Below are 15,022 nucleotides of genomic sequence, written 5' to 3' on the forward strand. Positions count from 1 at the left end.
AAGGCTGACGGGCTTTTCGTATCTAATTGTTGCATCCATATCAACTTACTAAGCGATTAATAAAGGGACAGATATTGATCTCTTTCCCATTGGTGAACTTGTGTACGGTACATATCCCACTCGATTTCTTTAAGTTCATAGAAATGAGCCAGAGCATGTTCGCCAAGTGTATCGCAGATCACATCATTGCGAAGCAGCTCGTCCAAAGCTTGTTTCAAGTTCAATGGCAAAGTTGGGATGCCATCGCTCTCTCTTTCCTCTTCGGTCATAACATAGATGTTACGATCTGTAGGAGGAGGAAGCTGCATTTTGTTCTTAATGCCATCCAGTCCAGCAGCAAGCATAACAGCAAGAGCCAAGTATGGATTAGCAGCCGGATCCGGGTTACGAACTTCAACGCGAGTGCTTAATCCACGGGACGCTGGAATACGGATCATCGGACTACGGTTACTTGCCGACCAAGCTACATATACAGGCGCTTCATATCCAGGTACGAGACGTTTGTAAGAGTTAACTGTAGGGTTCGTAATCGCAGCAAAAGAACGTGCATGACGAAGTACACCCGCCATATAATGTCTAGCCACATTACTTAAACCTAATTTATCGTTCTCTTCATAAAAAGCATTTACATCACCTTTGAATAACGATTGGTGACAGTGCATACCGGAACCGTTCATGCCGAACAAAGGTTTAGGCATAAAGGTCGCATGCAGACCATGCTGTCTAGCAACCGTTTTGACGACGAGCTTAAAGGTTTGAATTTGGTCAGCCGCTTTAATCGCATCTGCGTATTTAAAGTCGATTTCATGTTGACCTGGCGCTACTTCGTGGTGGGATGCTTCAATTTCAAAGCCCATCTCTTCAAGCGTCAACACGATATCGCGGCGACAGTTTTCGCCCAAATCCATCGGAGCCAAATCGAAATAACCACCTTGGTCATTCAGTTCCGTTGTTGGATTGCCTTTTTCATCCGTTTTGAACAAGAAGAATTCTGGTTCCGGACCTACGTTCATTGCCGTAAAGCCCATCTCTTCGGCTTGTTTCAACGCTTTTTTCAAGATGGCACGCGGATCACCTGCGAACGGTCTGCCATCTGGCATATAAATATCGCAGATTAAACGTGCCACTTTGCTCTCGGTTACCCATGGGAAAATAACCCATGTATCCAAATCAGGATACAAATACATATCAGACTCTTCAATACGCACATAACCTTCAATGGAAGAACCATCGAACATCATTTTGTTGTCGAGCGCTTTTTCGAGTTGGCTGTAAGGAATTTCTACGTTCTTGATGCTTCCCATCAAGTCTGTAAATTGCAAACGAATGAACCGAACATTTTCTTCTTTGGCAATGCGTAAGATGTCTTCTTTGGAAAAATTGTTGTTGTAGCTCACGTGTGCAGTCTCCTCTCAATTTACAAGCGATTAAGTAATGCTATTTATAAAATCGGGAAAGCTGACCTTGAATCAGGGAAACCTGATCAGGGCGTTTACCTCCGCCAATCAACTGCTGCTTAAGCATTTTGTGCAGTTGGGAGTCGGTTAATTCTTTACGCTTAACTTCTGTGTGTTCATTCAAAATCGTTGCATCTTCGGAATCTTTATCGACAGGGATAAGAACCTGCTTGATCCCAGCGATGTTCACACCTTTTTCAATTAAATCTTTAATTTCAAGAAGTCGTTCTACATCATTAAACGAATACAGACGTTGATTACCAGCTGTTCTAGCTGGAATAATAAGTTCATGCTGCTCATAATAACGAATTTGTCTTGCGGTTAAATCAGTCAGCTTCATGACGATCCCGATCGGGAATAACGCCATATTTCTACGTATCTCATCACTCATGCTAATCACTCCTGGTCAGTAAATACCTCAATCTTATTGTACCTTTGTAACAAGAATGTGTCAAGGAGTGTCAGGTTTGTTCACAGTCTTATTTTTCATAACAATCCCTTGTCTTCCATATGCTGGATTGCTGTTAGTACCCCTAACTTACAGTGTGAGTAGGTAAGCCCGCCCTGCAAATAAGCGATATAAGGCTCACGTATCGGCGCATCCGCGGACAGCTCCAGACTGCCGCCTTGGATGAACGTCCCGGCCGCCATAATGACGGGATGCTCATAGCCGGGCATATCCCACGGCTCCGGCACAACGTGCGAATCCACGGCAGCCGCCTTCTGGATGCCCTGCACGAACGTGATCAAGTGATCCGCTGACGTGAAGCGGATCGCTTGGATCAGATCAGTTCGCGGCGTCTGCCAACGCGGATGGCTCTCGAAGCCCAGCTCTTCGAACACCGCGGCGGCGAAGACCGAGCCCTTGACGGCTTGCCCCACCAAGTGAGGGGCAAGGAAAAGCCCTTGAAACATCGCTCGCGTGGCGCCGAGCATAGCACCGACCTCGCCCCCAATACCGGGGGCGGTCAGTCTGTAAGCGGCGAGCTCCACAAGGTCGCGCCGCCCGGCAATATAGCCTCCGGATGGGGCGATACCGCCGCCGGGGTTCTTGATAAGCGAGCCGGCCATGAGATCAACGCCAACCTGCGTCGGCTCCTGCAGCTCGGTGAACTCGCCGTAGCAATTATCGACGAAGACGATCAGGGCCGGGTTTACTTCCTTGACGAATCGGACCATTTCACCTATTTGCTCCACCGTAAACGAAGGCCGCCACGAGTATCCGCGCGAACGCTGTATGCCGATCACCTTCGTGTTCGGCTGAATGGCAGCCGCGATGGCCGACCAGTCTGGCGCGCCTTCCTCAGTCAGCGCAACCTCGCTGTACGCGATGCCAAAGTCCTGCAGCGATCCCATACCGTCGCTAGGCTTTCCAATGACCTTATGCAACGTATCATAAGGCTTACCCGTTATGTAAAGTAGATGTTCGCCTGGTCGCAGAACACCGAACAAAGCTGTGCCGATCGTATGCGTACCTGAGACAAAGTGAGGGCGTACGAGTGCTGCTTCTGCCCCCATCGCATCCGCATAGACAAGATCGAGCACCTCTCTGCCGCGATCATTGTAGCCATAGCCTGTCGAAGAAGCAAAGTGGTAATCACTTACCTTATGTTTTTGGAAAGCGCTAATCACTTTCCATTGATTAAGGTCAATCGTTTTCTCTATCTGGCGAAAAGCGCTCTCTATCTGGCGTTCTGCGCTCTCCATTAATGCCATAACTTTATCCCCGAATTGCATAATTAGTAAATCTCTCCCTCACCATCTTGAGCCTCTTGCTGAGCATGTTGATCATAAGCCACTAATTGATAGGCCAATTTGACATAATCATCCTTGTTCACACGGACCTTGAACAGCATATCTTCCCCGTCCACATCCGTCTCCAAGACATCGCCAATTCGGTACATAAGGGAAATGATGTCTCCCTTGTCAGCCGGAATGCGGAACTCTTTACTCTCACCCATCAGCTTCTCTTGGATGGCGACTCGCAGGCGTTCTAGATCATCAGGGTTATACGCACTGATTTTCAAAAATTCACCTTCGGTCGAAAGCATTTCCACATCTTTTTGCGTGCAAAGATCAATTTTATTGTAAATGGTTAGCTGTTCTTTTTGATGTGCACCCAACTCTTCTAAAACTTCAGCGACAACGCGCATTTGCTCATTTCTCATGTCCGTTGAACTATCGACGACATGAAGGATCAAATCGGCCTCGTTGGCCTCTTCCAGCGTAGCACGGAACGAGGCAACAAGATCATGCGGCAGGTTCTGAATGAAGCCTACGGTGTCGGTGAGAACAATCTCTTTACCGCTTGGCAATTCCATCGTCCGCGAAGTCGAATCCAGCGTTGCAAACAACTGATTCTCAATATAGACGTCAGCTTGAGTCAATTGTTTCAGTAAAGTTGATTTCCCTGCATTCGTGTAACCAACAAGGGCAACTTGAAACACACCGGTCTTCTTACGGCGTTCACGATGCAAAGTCCGATGACGGACGACCTCTTCCAGCTGTGCCTTCAGCTCGTCAATACGGCCGCGAATGTGCCGACGATCTGTCTCCAGCTTCGATTCCCCGGGACCTCTCGTCCCGATACCGCCACCAAGACGTGACAAGTTCTTACCTTGTCCGGATAACCTTGGTAGCAGGTAGCTAAGCTGCGCCAGCTCAACCTGAATAATACCTTCACGTGTTTTGGCACGCTGGGCAAAAATATCCAGAATCAACTGCGTCCGGTCGATGATTTTCACATCTAAGGCAGCCTCTAAGTTACGGACTTGAGCACCCGATAGCTCTTGATCGAAGATAGCCGTATTCCCGCCAAGCTCTTCTAAACGCAACTTTAGCTCTTCAACTTTCCCTTTACCAATAAACCATTTGGAATCCTTCGTTTCTTTGTTCTGTGTCATCGTCTCCAAAACAAGCACACCTGCTGTTTCTGCTAACTTAACCAGCTCTTGCAGCGAGTATTCTGCTAATAATTCATTTTTCTTCTGTTTCTGAGTGACTAGACTAACAAGCACCGCGCGGTCATCGATTTCTTTCTCAACCATATGTGAAGTAGTTTTCATAAGTTTGTCTCCTTTACGCTGCATTCAAACGATCGAAATAGCCCCCATGTGGGCGTATTCCTTCATCATTGTGTAGGAAATGCTTGGGAAAGTCAATTTGCAGGAACGGAAAATTCGATTATAACGGTGTTCCCATCTGAAGACACAAAAATACCGAAAGACCATAGGCCTCTCGGTAGCTTTCCACCTATTTTAAGTAAATAAACTTTGTCCTAAATATGAACCCTTAGATGGAACACCCGGCAGCACAGCGAAATAGCCGCCACCCGTTGTGTCCGTATAGGAAAGCATTTTGTCAGGAAGTTTCGGATTCGTCAATCTTTTCTGAATGGATTCAAACTGCGTTTGGATATTCCGATTGAAACAAACGAATAACAGACCAGCATTGATTCGGCCAACGTTATCGAGGTTATCCATGAAATTATACCCGCGGCGCAAAATGCGTTCACGCTCTGAATTCTCTCCCGTGCGTGGATTTGAAAGGCGGATATGAGAATCGAGTGCTGTAACCTCCCCTTTGCTATCGTCAGCGAAATTAGGCTTGTCGAATTCTGCATGTCCATCCATCGGTGCTCCGGAAACCTTCTGACGTCCAATAATCTCTTCTTGGTCCGAAAATGGTTGTTGATCCCATGTTTCAATCCGCATATGAATACGGCGTACAACCATGTAGGTGCCTCCAGCAAACCAAGATGCACCGTCTCCCGCCTCGACCCAAACATTATTCTTCATAAATTGTTCATCTTGCAAGTCTGGATTAGCCGTACCGTCCTTGAAGCCGAACAAGTTCCGCTTCGTCCCTTGGGACTTTATGCCCAACTGTCCGGTCTGCTGCCAGCGCAAATGAGCGACGCCACGAGCAGCTTTGGAAAAGTTGCGAATCGCATGGAAACAAACGATCGGATCATCTGCACAAGCCTGAATGACAATATCTCCATGTGTTAATTGATCCTGGAGCGAATCTTTATGGAAGATAGGCATTTCCGTGAGACCAGCAGGTTTACGAGAACGAAGTCCGAATCGATCGACACCATCTTTTTCAAACAAAGACGCACCAACAGCGAAGGTAATCGTTAATTTACCCGTATCGAGGCCCATTTGCTCCCCTGTATCCAACGGTGGGAATTTACCCTCCTGAGGCTCAGTCGCAAGAGGCTTGCCTTCCATGAGAGTCGCTGCCATTTCGGTCCATAGCTGCAAAAGCTCCTTTAGCTCCTTCACATCCTGCGTGGTCACATCAAATGCAGCTACATTCGCAAAGTTCTGGGCCGGAGTCACAACACCGGTTTGATGAGCACCATAAAATGAGATGGTTTCATCCGCTGCGCTTGCGGTTGCAGTACCTAGTTGTTTATTCGAAGCTGTAGGTATCACTTTCTGTGCCTTCCCAAGCAGATCCCCAATGACAACGCCTGCAGCACCTGCCGCAGTCATTCCTAAGAAAGCGCGGCGATTCATTTTATCCCCCATACCGTTGTTCTCCTTTCCATTCCCTTATTTACTTAACGTTCCTGGCATTTTCACTAACGGCTCAGCAAGTGCTTCCAGTTTATTTTTCAAATCAATTTGTTTGGCTTGTTCCATTTTGCCGAAATCGTTCCAGGTAGCACCAACAGGTGAAAGTGTGTTCATGGTTTCGATAACCGTGGCTAAGCTTTTGCTGATTTTCTCATCTAGCACGGCGTCTTTCTTCTTCAGCTCAACTTTTATTAGATCATAGATGGCTTGCGCGCCTTCCACATTAGCTCGGATAACAGGTATAGTAGCTCCACTCCAGCGTTCTTCTTCGCCTGTAATTTTGGTGGCTTGTGCTTCTTCCATCAATTCGCCGACACCCGCGATAAAATCAGAAGGTTCAATGGTAGTTGCCGCGATTGCTTGCTGCATCTTCTTGCCGTCTTCTAGTAAACGTGAGGAAAAAGCTTCAGCTTCCTTCACATTCTTTTTAACAAACAACAAATACTCTATACGATGATACCCAGTGAAATCAGGATCCTTTTCATTCTTAAAATCATCCACACGAGCATCCATTACACCATCTAGTTCGCTAAAAGTCTCAATAATAGGCTCAATTCTCTCATAAGGCATCCGTGATTGTCCATAGGATTCTTGTGCCTTTTTCAGATCGCCGCTCTTCACAGCAGCATCCAGCTGTTCGAGTCCAGCGACTAATTGTTTCCCTTGTTCCTGAACATATTTATTATATGCTTTAGCAGCCTCTTGCAGCTCTTTGGATGCGGCGATGACATCTTTATTAACTGCACCTTTATTATCATCGAGTGAGGCGCTGAGCTCCGTTATTGCTGCTTTCAAATTATTATTTAGTGCAGTTAATGTCGCATAATCCAGCTTGTCTTGTTTCAATCCTGCTTCTAATGGAGTGAGAAATTTCTCTACTTTAAAATACAGCTCTGGAAATTTCGGTTTTACTTCATCTTCGAAGCTAGCCCACTGATTCTCAAGTAGGGTGGATTGCTTCTTCGGATCTTTAACCTTACTTGTGTCCAGTTGACCCTTCAACTGATCAAGACTTGTAAGAAGCGCTGCTGAGCCTTCTTTGACTGGTACTTTGGTCACTTCCGTTGTTTCTGTTTTACCGCAGCCTGAGAGTACAAGTGTTGTTGCAGCTGCTAAAATGATAAGTTGTTGACGTTTGTTCATGGGGTAGTTCCTCCACTTTTCTCTAATTTATGATTTAGATAATGCCATATTTCTCATTTGAATCGTTTTACGACGGTCCCAGATGACTGCGAACAACGCGGATATCAGGAGAATAAATTGCGGTATAGCACTCTCTAACGTTGGATACAGCGCGATAAAGTCCCAGCTTGGCAACCAAGAAGCTGTCGTTGCAGGTAAATAGCCTGCCAATTGAAGCCCGTGTACACCCATCCCCGCAAATTTAAAGCAAAGATAAAATACGAAGAAGCTTGAAACTAGAAAGAATGGACGCATTGGAATGCGCAGGCCAATTTTTAATATTAAGAAAGCTACTATTAGCAGGATGACAACACCAATCCCAATGCCTCCAACAAGAGAGCTTAAGGAAATCGAAGACGCCATACCGATCATGAAGAGGACCGTTTCTGTGCCTTCACGGAAAACAGCAAGAAAAGCAAGCAAACTGAGAGAAACTAGACTTCCGGTAGCCAAAGCTTTTACACTTTGATCCCGTATGTACTTTTGCCAATTAGAGACACTAGATTTGCTGTGCAGCCAGTAGCTCATATACAGCAGCATGACAGCGGCGAAAATCCCCGTACATCCAGCAATTAAGAAATTGTTGTTCCCAAATGCACTTGCGGAAAACAACTGTTGAACGACAATACCAAGCGCCATACTAACGAGCAAGCCTCCGAGTACGCCATACCAAATCCATTGTTTCTTATCACCATGACCCGATTTATTCAGGAAACCAAGTAAGGCAATCACAACTAACAAAGCTTCCAGACCTTCGCGGAGCAAAATAGTCGTCGCATCCAGCATGGTGTAGCTTGTTTTGGCCGCTAATGGCTGCAAATCAGCGTGCATTCGCGCAATTGTTGCGGAAGCCTCACCAGCTTGAACAGGTACAGCAGACAGCTGCGCGTAAGCAGTAACCATGTCTCTTTCCATCGAAGTGTAGACAGATGAGGATTGTGTAAGCACAATACCTTCGATTTGCAACCAGGAATTTCGAAGCTTTTGGATACTTGCGGATGCACCTTCGATATCATTCTGCTTCATTTGGTCCGCCGCTTTCTCCAGCAAAGCCACCAATGAACCCACAGTTATATCCCCACTACTCTGAGCCACTTTACCGAAAGCATCCAGATTGCCATCAATGAAACTCTTGTTTAAATGATGAAGATCATTTAAACCCGCAACCAACTTCTGAGAATCGATTGGCTGTTTGAGTGTTTGGAAGGAAACTTCACCCATTGCTTGCTCAATCTTCTGATAGGCTGCCAGCGAGCGCTCCTTAATCCCATCTTCATAGGACAACCAGTTAATTTGAAACGATTCGAATAATTGGGTAGCTTCCTCCATCTTGCCGCTTTCTGCAGCTTGAATGGCGCGGACAATTCCTTCATCAGCCTTGGCCAGATCATCCTCTGCCTTAGCACTTACTGTTAAAGGAATAGATAGCAGCATTAGCAGCGCTATCCAACTCACTAAGATGACTTTACGCATGAATCACAACTCCCTATCGGAAAATAAAACTTAACTTCCATCTCGTTAATATTGATAATCATTATCATTGAAATTAATCACTCTGTCTATTCTACTCCGTTCAACCAATCTGTCAATCGTTTTATCCAAGAAAAAAAAGCCATTTAACTTAAATAAGTTAAATAGCTTTATAAATTTCATTTAAATTTCATATCTTCCGGTCTTATTGACATCAATTCTAATTTGGAAGGTGCGTTTACATATTGACTGAGCAGCCTTACCGCTTGATGCCGCATCGCTTTCTCCAGAATGTTTCGAACATACCTAGCATTACTAAATGCACGCCATGTGGCGGCTTTCTCATCAGTTAAATGCTGTTTTAGCTTCACTATGGTTTGAGGAAGAAGAATATACTCTCTGTCCTTAGCCATAAGCTCAGTAATCTGAATCAATTGTTCAATCGGATAGTCCTCGAAATCAATTTGAATGGGAAATCTTGAAGGAAGTCCCGGATTCGTAGCCAGAAATTGCTCCATTTCGTCGCTATACCCTGCTAGAATAAGGATGAACTCATTCTTCTTGTCCTCCATACCTTTGACCAGTGCATCAATGGATTCCTTGCCAAAATCCTTATCTCCTCCACGTGCAAGACTGTAGGCTTCATCGATAAAAAGGATGCCGCCCATCGCCTTTTTCATCAACTCGCGAGTCTTAAGAGCTGTATGTCCAATGTATTCTCCTACCAGATCTGCACGCTCCACCTCAATAAAATGACCCTTACTAAGAACACCCATGGCATGAAACATGCGGCCCATCAGTCTAGCCACAGTCGTTTTACCCGTTCCGGGGCTTCCTTTGAAAATCATATGGTACACGTGCGCATTGCTGAGCAGGCCGGCTTCTGCGCGAAATTGCGAAATTTGTAAAAGCGCATAAATTTCATGTACCAGCTCTTTGACATTATCAAGGCCAATCAGTTGATTCAGCTCTTTGAAAACATCCGAAAGCGGACCCTCGAGAGGCGTCTTCTTTCCTGTGAGCTGCGGCTCGGCATCGGCTAGCGGCGAAGCGTGAGTCTGGCTGCCTACTCCATCAACGGCTCGCCTATGCATGCCAGGCTCTGGCTGCCGTAAGACGATGTTGATCTGTCTGGATGGCAAGCTTCGACCACTCATGAGGATCACCTCGTTTACAGGATGGTTTGATGGTTCGTATCAATCCATCCTACGCTCGTTTGATGCATTTTAGACCGCAACAGCCGTTAATGATACTTTTGTGACAGCGTATAATGCTCGACAACCGGGAATGGGTCATAGAAATGATGCAGCAGCTTTCGCCATTCTTGATACTCATCAGAGCCACGGAAGCCTACGGTGTGATCCTCCAGAGTTTCCCAGTGAACGAGCAGCAAGTATTTGTTGCTATCCTCGATACACGTTTGCAGCTCATGAGAAATGTATCCTTTCATCGATGAAATAATGGATGACGCTTGGCGAAACGCCGCTTCGAACTCCGCATTTTTCCCTGCAATTACAGGAAGGATGGCAACTTCTAAGATCATAAATAATTCCTCCAGTTGATGTATGTTAGAAACCAAATGCTTCATCTTGAAAATGGGACGTATCCCCGTGAAGCCGGATATGAGGCTCGTTATCAATCATTTCGACAAGACTTAAGCAAGTAGGATGAAAATAGGGCGGGTTCCACAAGTCTGCTAGAGCTCTTCGCTCGAAGTAAGCCATGATAATTTTCAACGTGACTGTGTGTGAAATTAAGCCTATTGTTTTGCCCGCATGTTCCTTTAGCAGCTGCACAATGGCTGGTATAACGCGAGCCTGTAAATCAGCATATGACTCACCTTGCGTTGGTCTATACAGTTCAGGCGCATGCCAGAATGCATGGAAGTTGTCAGGATCCAAATCTGCAATTTCTGCCGAAATCCTCCCCTCCCAAGCACCCAGATTCATTTCTTTCCACTCATCCGAGGCATGTATCACCAATTCACGCGAGCCTTTCACGATATTCGCCGTTTGCAATGTACGACCGCTGCTGCTCGCATATAGAACATCAAAGTGAACATCCCTCAAAGCATTTGACAACCAGGAGGCTTGCTGCTCACCTAAAGAAGAAAGTGGTGAATCCAAGTGACCTTGCATTCGGCGCTCCACATTCCACATCGTTTCCCCATGTCGAATTAAATAAAGCTTTGTCATCGGAAGCCCCCCCTTCTTGCACTAATTTAACATCATTAAAGCCACAAAAGACTCCAAGTCCAGCGAACCAAAGTAACGCTGCAATTCCACACCTGACAGCCGTTCTCGTACGGCAGACTCTTCATACCGCGAACCACGCAGCGTTTCCTCTAGTTCTGCTACATCACTAGCTCCGAAGAAGTCTCCATATATTTTTAAATCATGTATATGACCTTCTTCAATAGCTAAACGCACATCTATTGTACCAACACCTTCGAAGCGTTTGGAGTTTTGCACTGTACTTTTGGGTGATTTCCCGTAGTTCCAGTCCCAGTTCCGATAGCGTTCCTCAGATAGTTCGTGAATAAGGACCCAGTCCTCCTCAGAAAGCTTGTACATGGGAACTTCCGACTCCTCAGCACTGAAAATAGTTACAAGCAGCTTATTTCGGAATTCCTCCATTGTAATAGGTTCGCTCAGGAACTCTATTATGTTAGCGACCCGGCTGCGAATCGATTTAATGCCCTTGGACTGAATTTTATCAAGATTAGCCTTAAGGGCAGATACAACGTTTTCGATCTCAGAATCGAAGAGTAGTGTTCCATGACTGAACATTCTGCCCTTTGTAGCAAATTGTGCATTGCCCGAAATTTTGCGCTCACCTACTTGGATATCATTGCGGCCCGTTAAAGCCGCTTCAACACCAAGCTTCCGCAGTGCTTCAACAACGGGTTCAGTAAACTTTTGAAAATTGTGAAAAGAGTTCCCGTCATCCCGTGTAATGAAGCTGAAATTCAGATTGCCCAAATCATGATACACGGCTCCGCCACCCGATAGTCTCCGAACCACATGAAGGTTATTCTCTTTGACATATTCGGGATTGATTTCTTCGAGTGTATTTTGATTTTTGCCAATAATAATGGACGGCTCGTTGATGTAAAAAAGTAAGTAACTCTCATCATTAGGGAGTTGTCTTAAGGCATATTCCTCAATGGCTAAATTAATGCGGGGATCTGTGATTCCTTCATTATCGATAAATAGCATAATCATCCTCCTTCATTTATGATCATATCTCTGTCGTCATGGTGCGATTTAAGGTAAACATCCCTAAGGATTTATAAAAAGCAATGGCACGCTCATTAAATTCCCATACGTTTAATTCAAGTGAAGCAGCCGAACGCTCCCTAGCCCAGGCATTAGCTGCTTCATATAGCTTTGTACCAATGCCCTGACGCAGATAGTCCGGTGAGACGGCCAGTTCATTTAAATACGCATAGGTTCGAGGAACTAGTGCTTCATAGGTAGGAGATTTCTTCATTTCCAGCATAGCTGCCCCAATGACCAAGCCCTCTTTCTCCGCGATTAAAATCACTTTATTCTGTTGATCTGAAAAACTTCGGTACCAACCCATTGCAACAACGTGATCTAACCTGGCAAAACGCTCAGGCAATGCATCCGCATGTTCTTCCTGCCCTACTCGAATGATGGCATTCACGGCTTCGTAATCTTCTAATTGTGCAGTACGAATGATAAATTCCAAAAAAATCCTCCTCCTGTTGTTTCATAGCTTACATCAAAGGATGATATTTTTCCACTTTGGCGGAGCACGATTTTTATATACATAACTCTATAAAAATATTTATAATATTGGAAACTAACCTGTGGAGGAGAGCGCTAGAAATGAACGAAAAAACAAACTTTTATATCGCCATCGATACGGTGGCTTCAAACACGTGGCCTGCCGAGTCTTCCACTTCCATTGACAATTGGCTTCTACGGGCCTCCCGAGGTGTCACTAAACGTGCAAACAGCGTGCTTGCCATAGGCGAATATCCAAATGATCCTAATTGGCTTGCGAAAATAGAGCAATTCTATCAAGAACTTGGTTTACCCGCAATTTTTCATATTAGCAACGCTTCCCCTGAAGGTCTGGATGAATTTCTTCAAACAAAAGGATATGCGATTGATACACCATGTTTAATGATGACCGCATCTGGTCAGCAAGTATCGGAAAACGCACAAAATAAGATGATGCAAAATAAATCATCTATTCAGATAGACTGGGCAGAAACAGCAGATGCAGAGTGGCTTGACTTATTCCTCATGCTTGAACAGTTTCCCGAAGAGCGCAGAGGTTTCTATAGCGGTCTATTTGAGCGAATGCCTGCTCCGAAAGGGTTCCTGAAGCTGAAACAAAATAACCAAATCATCGCGTTAGGTACAGCGATTGTAGAGGGCGAGTGGGCAGGTTTTGTAAACGTCGTTATCCATGAAGACCACCGTGGCAAAAGACTCGGGTACGTCCTCATGCACGCACTAACGGAATGGAGTTTGGAGCACGGAGCTACCATGCAGTATTTACAGGTTGTTACTTCCAATAAACCAGCGGTAGCATTGTATGAAAAGCTTGGTTACCAAGCCAGATATGACTATCATTACCGAATTAAGTATGATTTGCAGCCCCTTGTATCATCCTAACAAAGAATTTGCCTAGGATGAAAGGAGCAACAACACATGGCAACAGCAACAGAAAAGAAACCATCATTTCCGCCACAGCATCAGAACCAGCAGCCTGGCATTGAGTCGCAGATGAATCCTCCTCCAGTCTTTGAGCATTCTGGGTATAAAGCAGCCGGCAAGCTTAAGGATAAAGTCGCCCTGATTACAGGAGGCGATAGCGGAATTGGCCGCGCGGTCGCGATTGCCTATGCCAAAGAGGGTGCAGACGTCATATTGGTATATTTGAACGAACATACGGATGCGGAGGAAACACAGCGTCATGTGGAAAAGGCAGGACGAAAGTGTCTGCATGTCGCGGGAGACATTGGCGATGAGAATTTCTGCAAGCAAATCATTGAGCAAGCTATTGGGAAGTTTGGCAAACTTGATATCTTAGTGAACAATGCAGCAGAACAGCATCCTCAGCCTAGCATCGAGAATATCACTTCGGAGCAGTTGGAGCGGACGTTTCGAACCAATATCTTCTCTTTCTTTTATTTGACCAAGGCTGCACTACCCCACCTGAAATCCGGAAGCGCAATTATCAACACGGCATCTATTACCGCTTATCATGGTCATGAGCAGCTGCTCGATTATTCCGCTACGAAAGGGGCCATTGTCACCTTCACACGCTCTCTATCTCTTCAGCTGAACCCAAAAGGCATACGAGTAAATGGCGTAGCTCCAGGTCCGATCTGGACGCCTCTCATTCCTTCTACATTCACCGCAGAGGAAGTTGCCACGTTCGGCTCAACTACACCAATGAAACGTGCAGGTCAGCCAGGTGAACTCGCTGCCAGCTATGTTTTCCTTGCAAGTGAGGATTCATCCTATATGGCTGGTCAAATCTTACATGTGAACGGTGGAGCCATTGTAAACGGATAACCAAGGCACAATAAAAAAAAGCATGACCAGCAAGTGGGTAACTCCCGCTTACAGGTCATGCTTCTTTGTTATCTCATATGCCTGCCATCAACAACAGCTTGGTCAAATACCATTTCGTATAAGCTAGCGTTTCTCTCGCTTCATGGTATGGCATGAAGAGCACCTCTGACTTCATTGATGAAATGAGAGGCTGCTTCAAGCCGATCGTTTCCGCGATATCGAGTGAACGAGAACCATGAAATTGATGGGTCATAATAATCGAACTCACAAGACCTTGCTCGTCCATAATTTGCTTGCTGTAAAGCAAATTCTCATAGGTACTTGTCGCCCGCGGCTCTATCAAAATGCTTTTGGCCGGAAGCCCTTTTTTAACCAAATAATTACGCATTCCCTCCGCCTCGGTTAGTTTGGATCCGTTATGATCCAGACCTCCGGAGACGATCAGTTGTTTGAACCGTCCCTCTTTATAAAGATCAACAGCCAAATCTAGACGCTCCTGGAGACCAGGACTCGGGATATCTTTGCGCAAGGAAGCGCCTAGAACGATACCAACGTCAACTTGCTTAGGCAGCGTTTGATCAGGAGCGATTTGAACCTTCCACTGGATATAGACGATCCAAGCGACAAGCAAGAGGAAAACGGTAACCACGATTCGGAACACTTTCACAAGCACACGGTTGAACGTAGATTTTTGCTCAGTTCGTCGGCGTTTTTTCGGTGTTGGAGTGATGGCTCTTTGTTTCTTATTCATGTTTGGCTGTACAGTCATCCT

At 45.6% G+C, this 15,022-nt stretch carries 15 protein-coding genes; 2 read left to right on the forward strand and 13 right to left on the reverse strand.

Features of this window, described 5'->3' with window-relative positions; genetic code table 11:
* Window positions 1-56: 56 nt before the first annotated feature.
* From glnA to QFZ81_RS18795, 12 genes are all read right to left on the reverse strand, one after another.
* A complete protein-coding gene (glnA, locus tag QFZ81_RS18740) occupies window positions 57-1,397 on the reverse strand; it encodes a type I glutamate--ammonia ligase (protein WP_047676993.1) in 1,341 nt (446 codons plus the stop codon).
* 40 nt (window positions 1,398-1,437) lie between these two features.
* The gene (locus tag QFZ81_RS18745; protein WP_047676992.1) at window positions 1,438-1,848 is read right to left on the reverse strand and encodes a MerR family transcriptional regulator; all 411 of its coding nucleotides are present in this window, start codon (window positions 1,846-1,848) and stop codon (window positions 1,438-1,440) included.
* Between the two features lie 95 nt (window positions 1,849-1,943).
* Window positions 1,944-3,164, reverse strand: a complete 1,221-nt coding sequence (locus QFZ81_RS18750; protein ID WP_373463780.1) for a methionine gamma-lyase family protein — start codon at window positions 3,162-3,164, stop codon at window positions 1,944-1,946.
* 32 nt (window positions 3,165-3,196) lie between these two features.
* Complete coding sequence (hflX, locus tag QFZ81_RS18755; RefSeq protein WP_307604011.1) at window positions 3,197-4,522, reverse strand: GTPase HflX; 1,326 nt, start codon at window positions 4,520-4,522, stop codon at window positions 3,197-3,199.
* 192 nt (window positions 4,523-4,714) lie between these two features.
* Window positions 4,715-5,992, reverse strand: a complete 1,278-nt coding sequence (gene efeB / locus QFZ81_RS18760) for an iron uptake transporter deferrochelatase/peroxidase subunit (protein WP_307604014.1) — start codon at window positions 5,990-5,992, stop codon at window positions 4,715-4,717.
* Between the two features lie 24 nt (window positions 5,993-6,016).
* Window positions 6,017-7,183: an EfeM/EfeO family lipoprotein gene (locus QFZ81_RS18765; RefSeq protein WP_307604016.1), complete on the reverse strand. Its 1,167-nt coding sequence runs from the start codon at window positions 7,181-7,183 to the stop codon at window positions 6,017-6,019.
* A gap of 27 nt (window positions 7,184-7,210) precedes the next feature.
* A complete protein-coding gene (locus QFZ81_RS18770) occupies window positions 7,211-8,695 on the reverse strand; it encodes an FTR1 family iron permease (protein WP_307442110.1) in 1,485 nt (494 codons plus the stop codon).
* A gap of 176 nt (window positions 8,696-8,871) precedes the next feature.
* Complete coding sequence (locus QFZ81_RS18775) at window positions 8,872-9,849, reverse strand: AAA family ATPase (protein ID WP_307442109.1); 978 nt, start codon at window positions 9,847-9,849, stop codon at window positions 8,872-8,874.
* Window positions 9,850-9,935: 86 nt separating this feature from the next.
* On the reverse strand, window positions 9,936-10,235 hold the full coding sequence (locus QFZ81_RS18780; protein ID WP_307442107.1) for an antibiotic biosynthesis monooxygenase family protein: 300 nt from the start codon (window positions 10,233-10,235) through the stop codon (window positions 9,936-9,938).
* A gap of 25 nt (window positions 10,236-10,260) precedes the next feature.
* Window positions 10,261-10,887: a histidine phosphatase family protein gene (locus tag QFZ81_RS18785; protein ID WP_307442106.1), complete on the reverse strand. Its 627-nt coding sequence runs from the start codon at window positions 10,885-10,887 to the stop codon at window positions 10,261-10,263.
* A gap of 21 nt (window positions 10,888-10,908) precedes the next feature.
* Window positions 10,909-11,910 (reverse strand): lipoate--protein ligase, encoded by a 1,002-nt coding sequence (gene lplA / locus QFZ81_RS18790; protein ID WP_307604018.1) that lies wholly within the window; start codon window positions 11,908-11,910, stop codon window positions 10,909-10,911.
* Window positions 11,911-11,932: 22 nt separating this feature from the next.
* Window positions 11,933-12,406, reverse strand: a complete 474-nt coding sequence (locus QFZ81_RS18795) for a GNAT family N-acetyltransferase (protein WP_307604020.1) — start codon at window positions 12,404-12,406, stop codon at window positions 11,933-11,935.
* 140 nt (window positions 12,407-12,546) lie between these two features.
* On the opposite strand from QFZ81_RS18795, the gene QFZ81_RS18800 reads away from it, so the two are divergent.
* Window positions 12,547-13,344, forward strand: a complete 798-nt coding sequence (locus QFZ81_RS18800; protein ID WP_307604022.1) for a GNAT family N-acetyltransferase — start codon at window positions 12,547-12,549, stop codon at window positions 13,342-13,344.
* Window positions 13,345-13,380: 36 nt separating this feature from the next.
* Window positions 13,381-14,250, forward strand: coding sequence for an SDR family oxidoreductase (locus QFZ81_RS18805; RefSeq protein WP_307442101.1), 870 nt, complete (start codon window positions 13,381-13,383; stop codon window positions 14,248-14,250).
* A gap of 73 nt (window positions 14,251-14,323) precedes the next feature.
* On the opposite strand, the gene QFZ81_RS18810 is transcribed toward QFZ81_RS18805, so the two are convergent.
* A complete protein-coding gene (locus tag QFZ81_RS18810) occupies window positions 14,324-15,019 on the reverse strand; it encodes a YdcF family protein (protein ID WP_307604024.1) in 696 nt (231 codons plus the stop codon).
* Between the last annotated feature and the right edge of the window lie 3 nt (window positions 15,020-15,022).

Source organism: Paenibacillus sp. V4I9, from assembly GCF_030817295.1.
In the GTDB taxonomy this organism is placed as follows: Bacteria; Bacillota; Bacilli; order Paenibacillales; family NBRC-103111; genus Paenibacillus_E.

Coding starts and splice junctions, on each gene's coding strand:
- QFZ81_RS18805 (WP_307442101.1), top strand. CDS start 13,381: ATGGCAACAGCAACAGAAAAGAAACCATCATTTCCGCCACAGCATCAG.
- QFZ81_RS18785 (WP_307442106.1), bottom strand. CDS start 10,887: ATGACAAAGCTTTATTTAATTCGACATGGGGAAACGATGTGGAATGTG.
- QFZ81_RS18800 (WP_307604022.1), top strand. CDS start 12,547: ATGAACGAAAAAACAAACTTTTATATCGCCATCGATACGGTGGCTTCA.
- QFZ81_RS18780 (WP_307442107.1), bottom strand. CDS start 10,235: ATGATCTTAGAAGTTGCCATCCTTCCTGTAATTGCAGGGAAAAATGCG.
- hflX (WP_307604011.1), bottom strand. CDS start 4,522: ATGAAAACTACTTCACATATGGTTGAGAAAGAAATCGATGACCGCGCG.
- QFZ81_RS18770 (WP_307442110.1), bottom strand. CDS start 8,695: ATGCGTAAAGTCATCTTAGTGAGTTGGATAGCGCTGCTAATGCTGCTA.
- lplA (WP_307604018.1), bottom strand. CDS start 11,910: ATGCTATTTATCGATAATGAAGGAATCACAGATCCCCGCATTAATTTA.
- QFZ81_RS18775 (WP_307442109.1), bottom strand. CDS start 9,849: ATGAGTGGTCGAAGCTTGCCATCCAGACAGATCAACATCGTCTTACGG.
- QFZ81_RS18745 (WP_047676992.1), bottom strand. CDS start 1,848: ATGAGTGATGAGATACGTAGAAATATGGCGTTATTCCCGATCGGGATC.
- QFZ81_RS18810 (WP_307604024.1), bottom strand. CDS start 15,019: ATGACTGTACAGCCAAACATGAATAAGAAACAAAGAGCCATCACTCCA.
- efeB (WP_307604014.1), bottom strand. CDS start 5,992: ATGGGGGATAAAATGAATCGCCGCGCTTTCTTAGGAATGACTGCGGCA.
- QFZ81_RS18750 (WP_373463780.1), bottom strand. CDS start 3,164: ATGGAGAGCGCAGAACGCCAGATAGAGAGCGCTTTTCGCCAGATAGAG.
- QFZ81_RS18765 (WP_307604016.1), bottom strand. CDS start 7,183: ATGAACAAACGTCAACAACTTATCATTTTAGCAGCTGCAACAACACTT.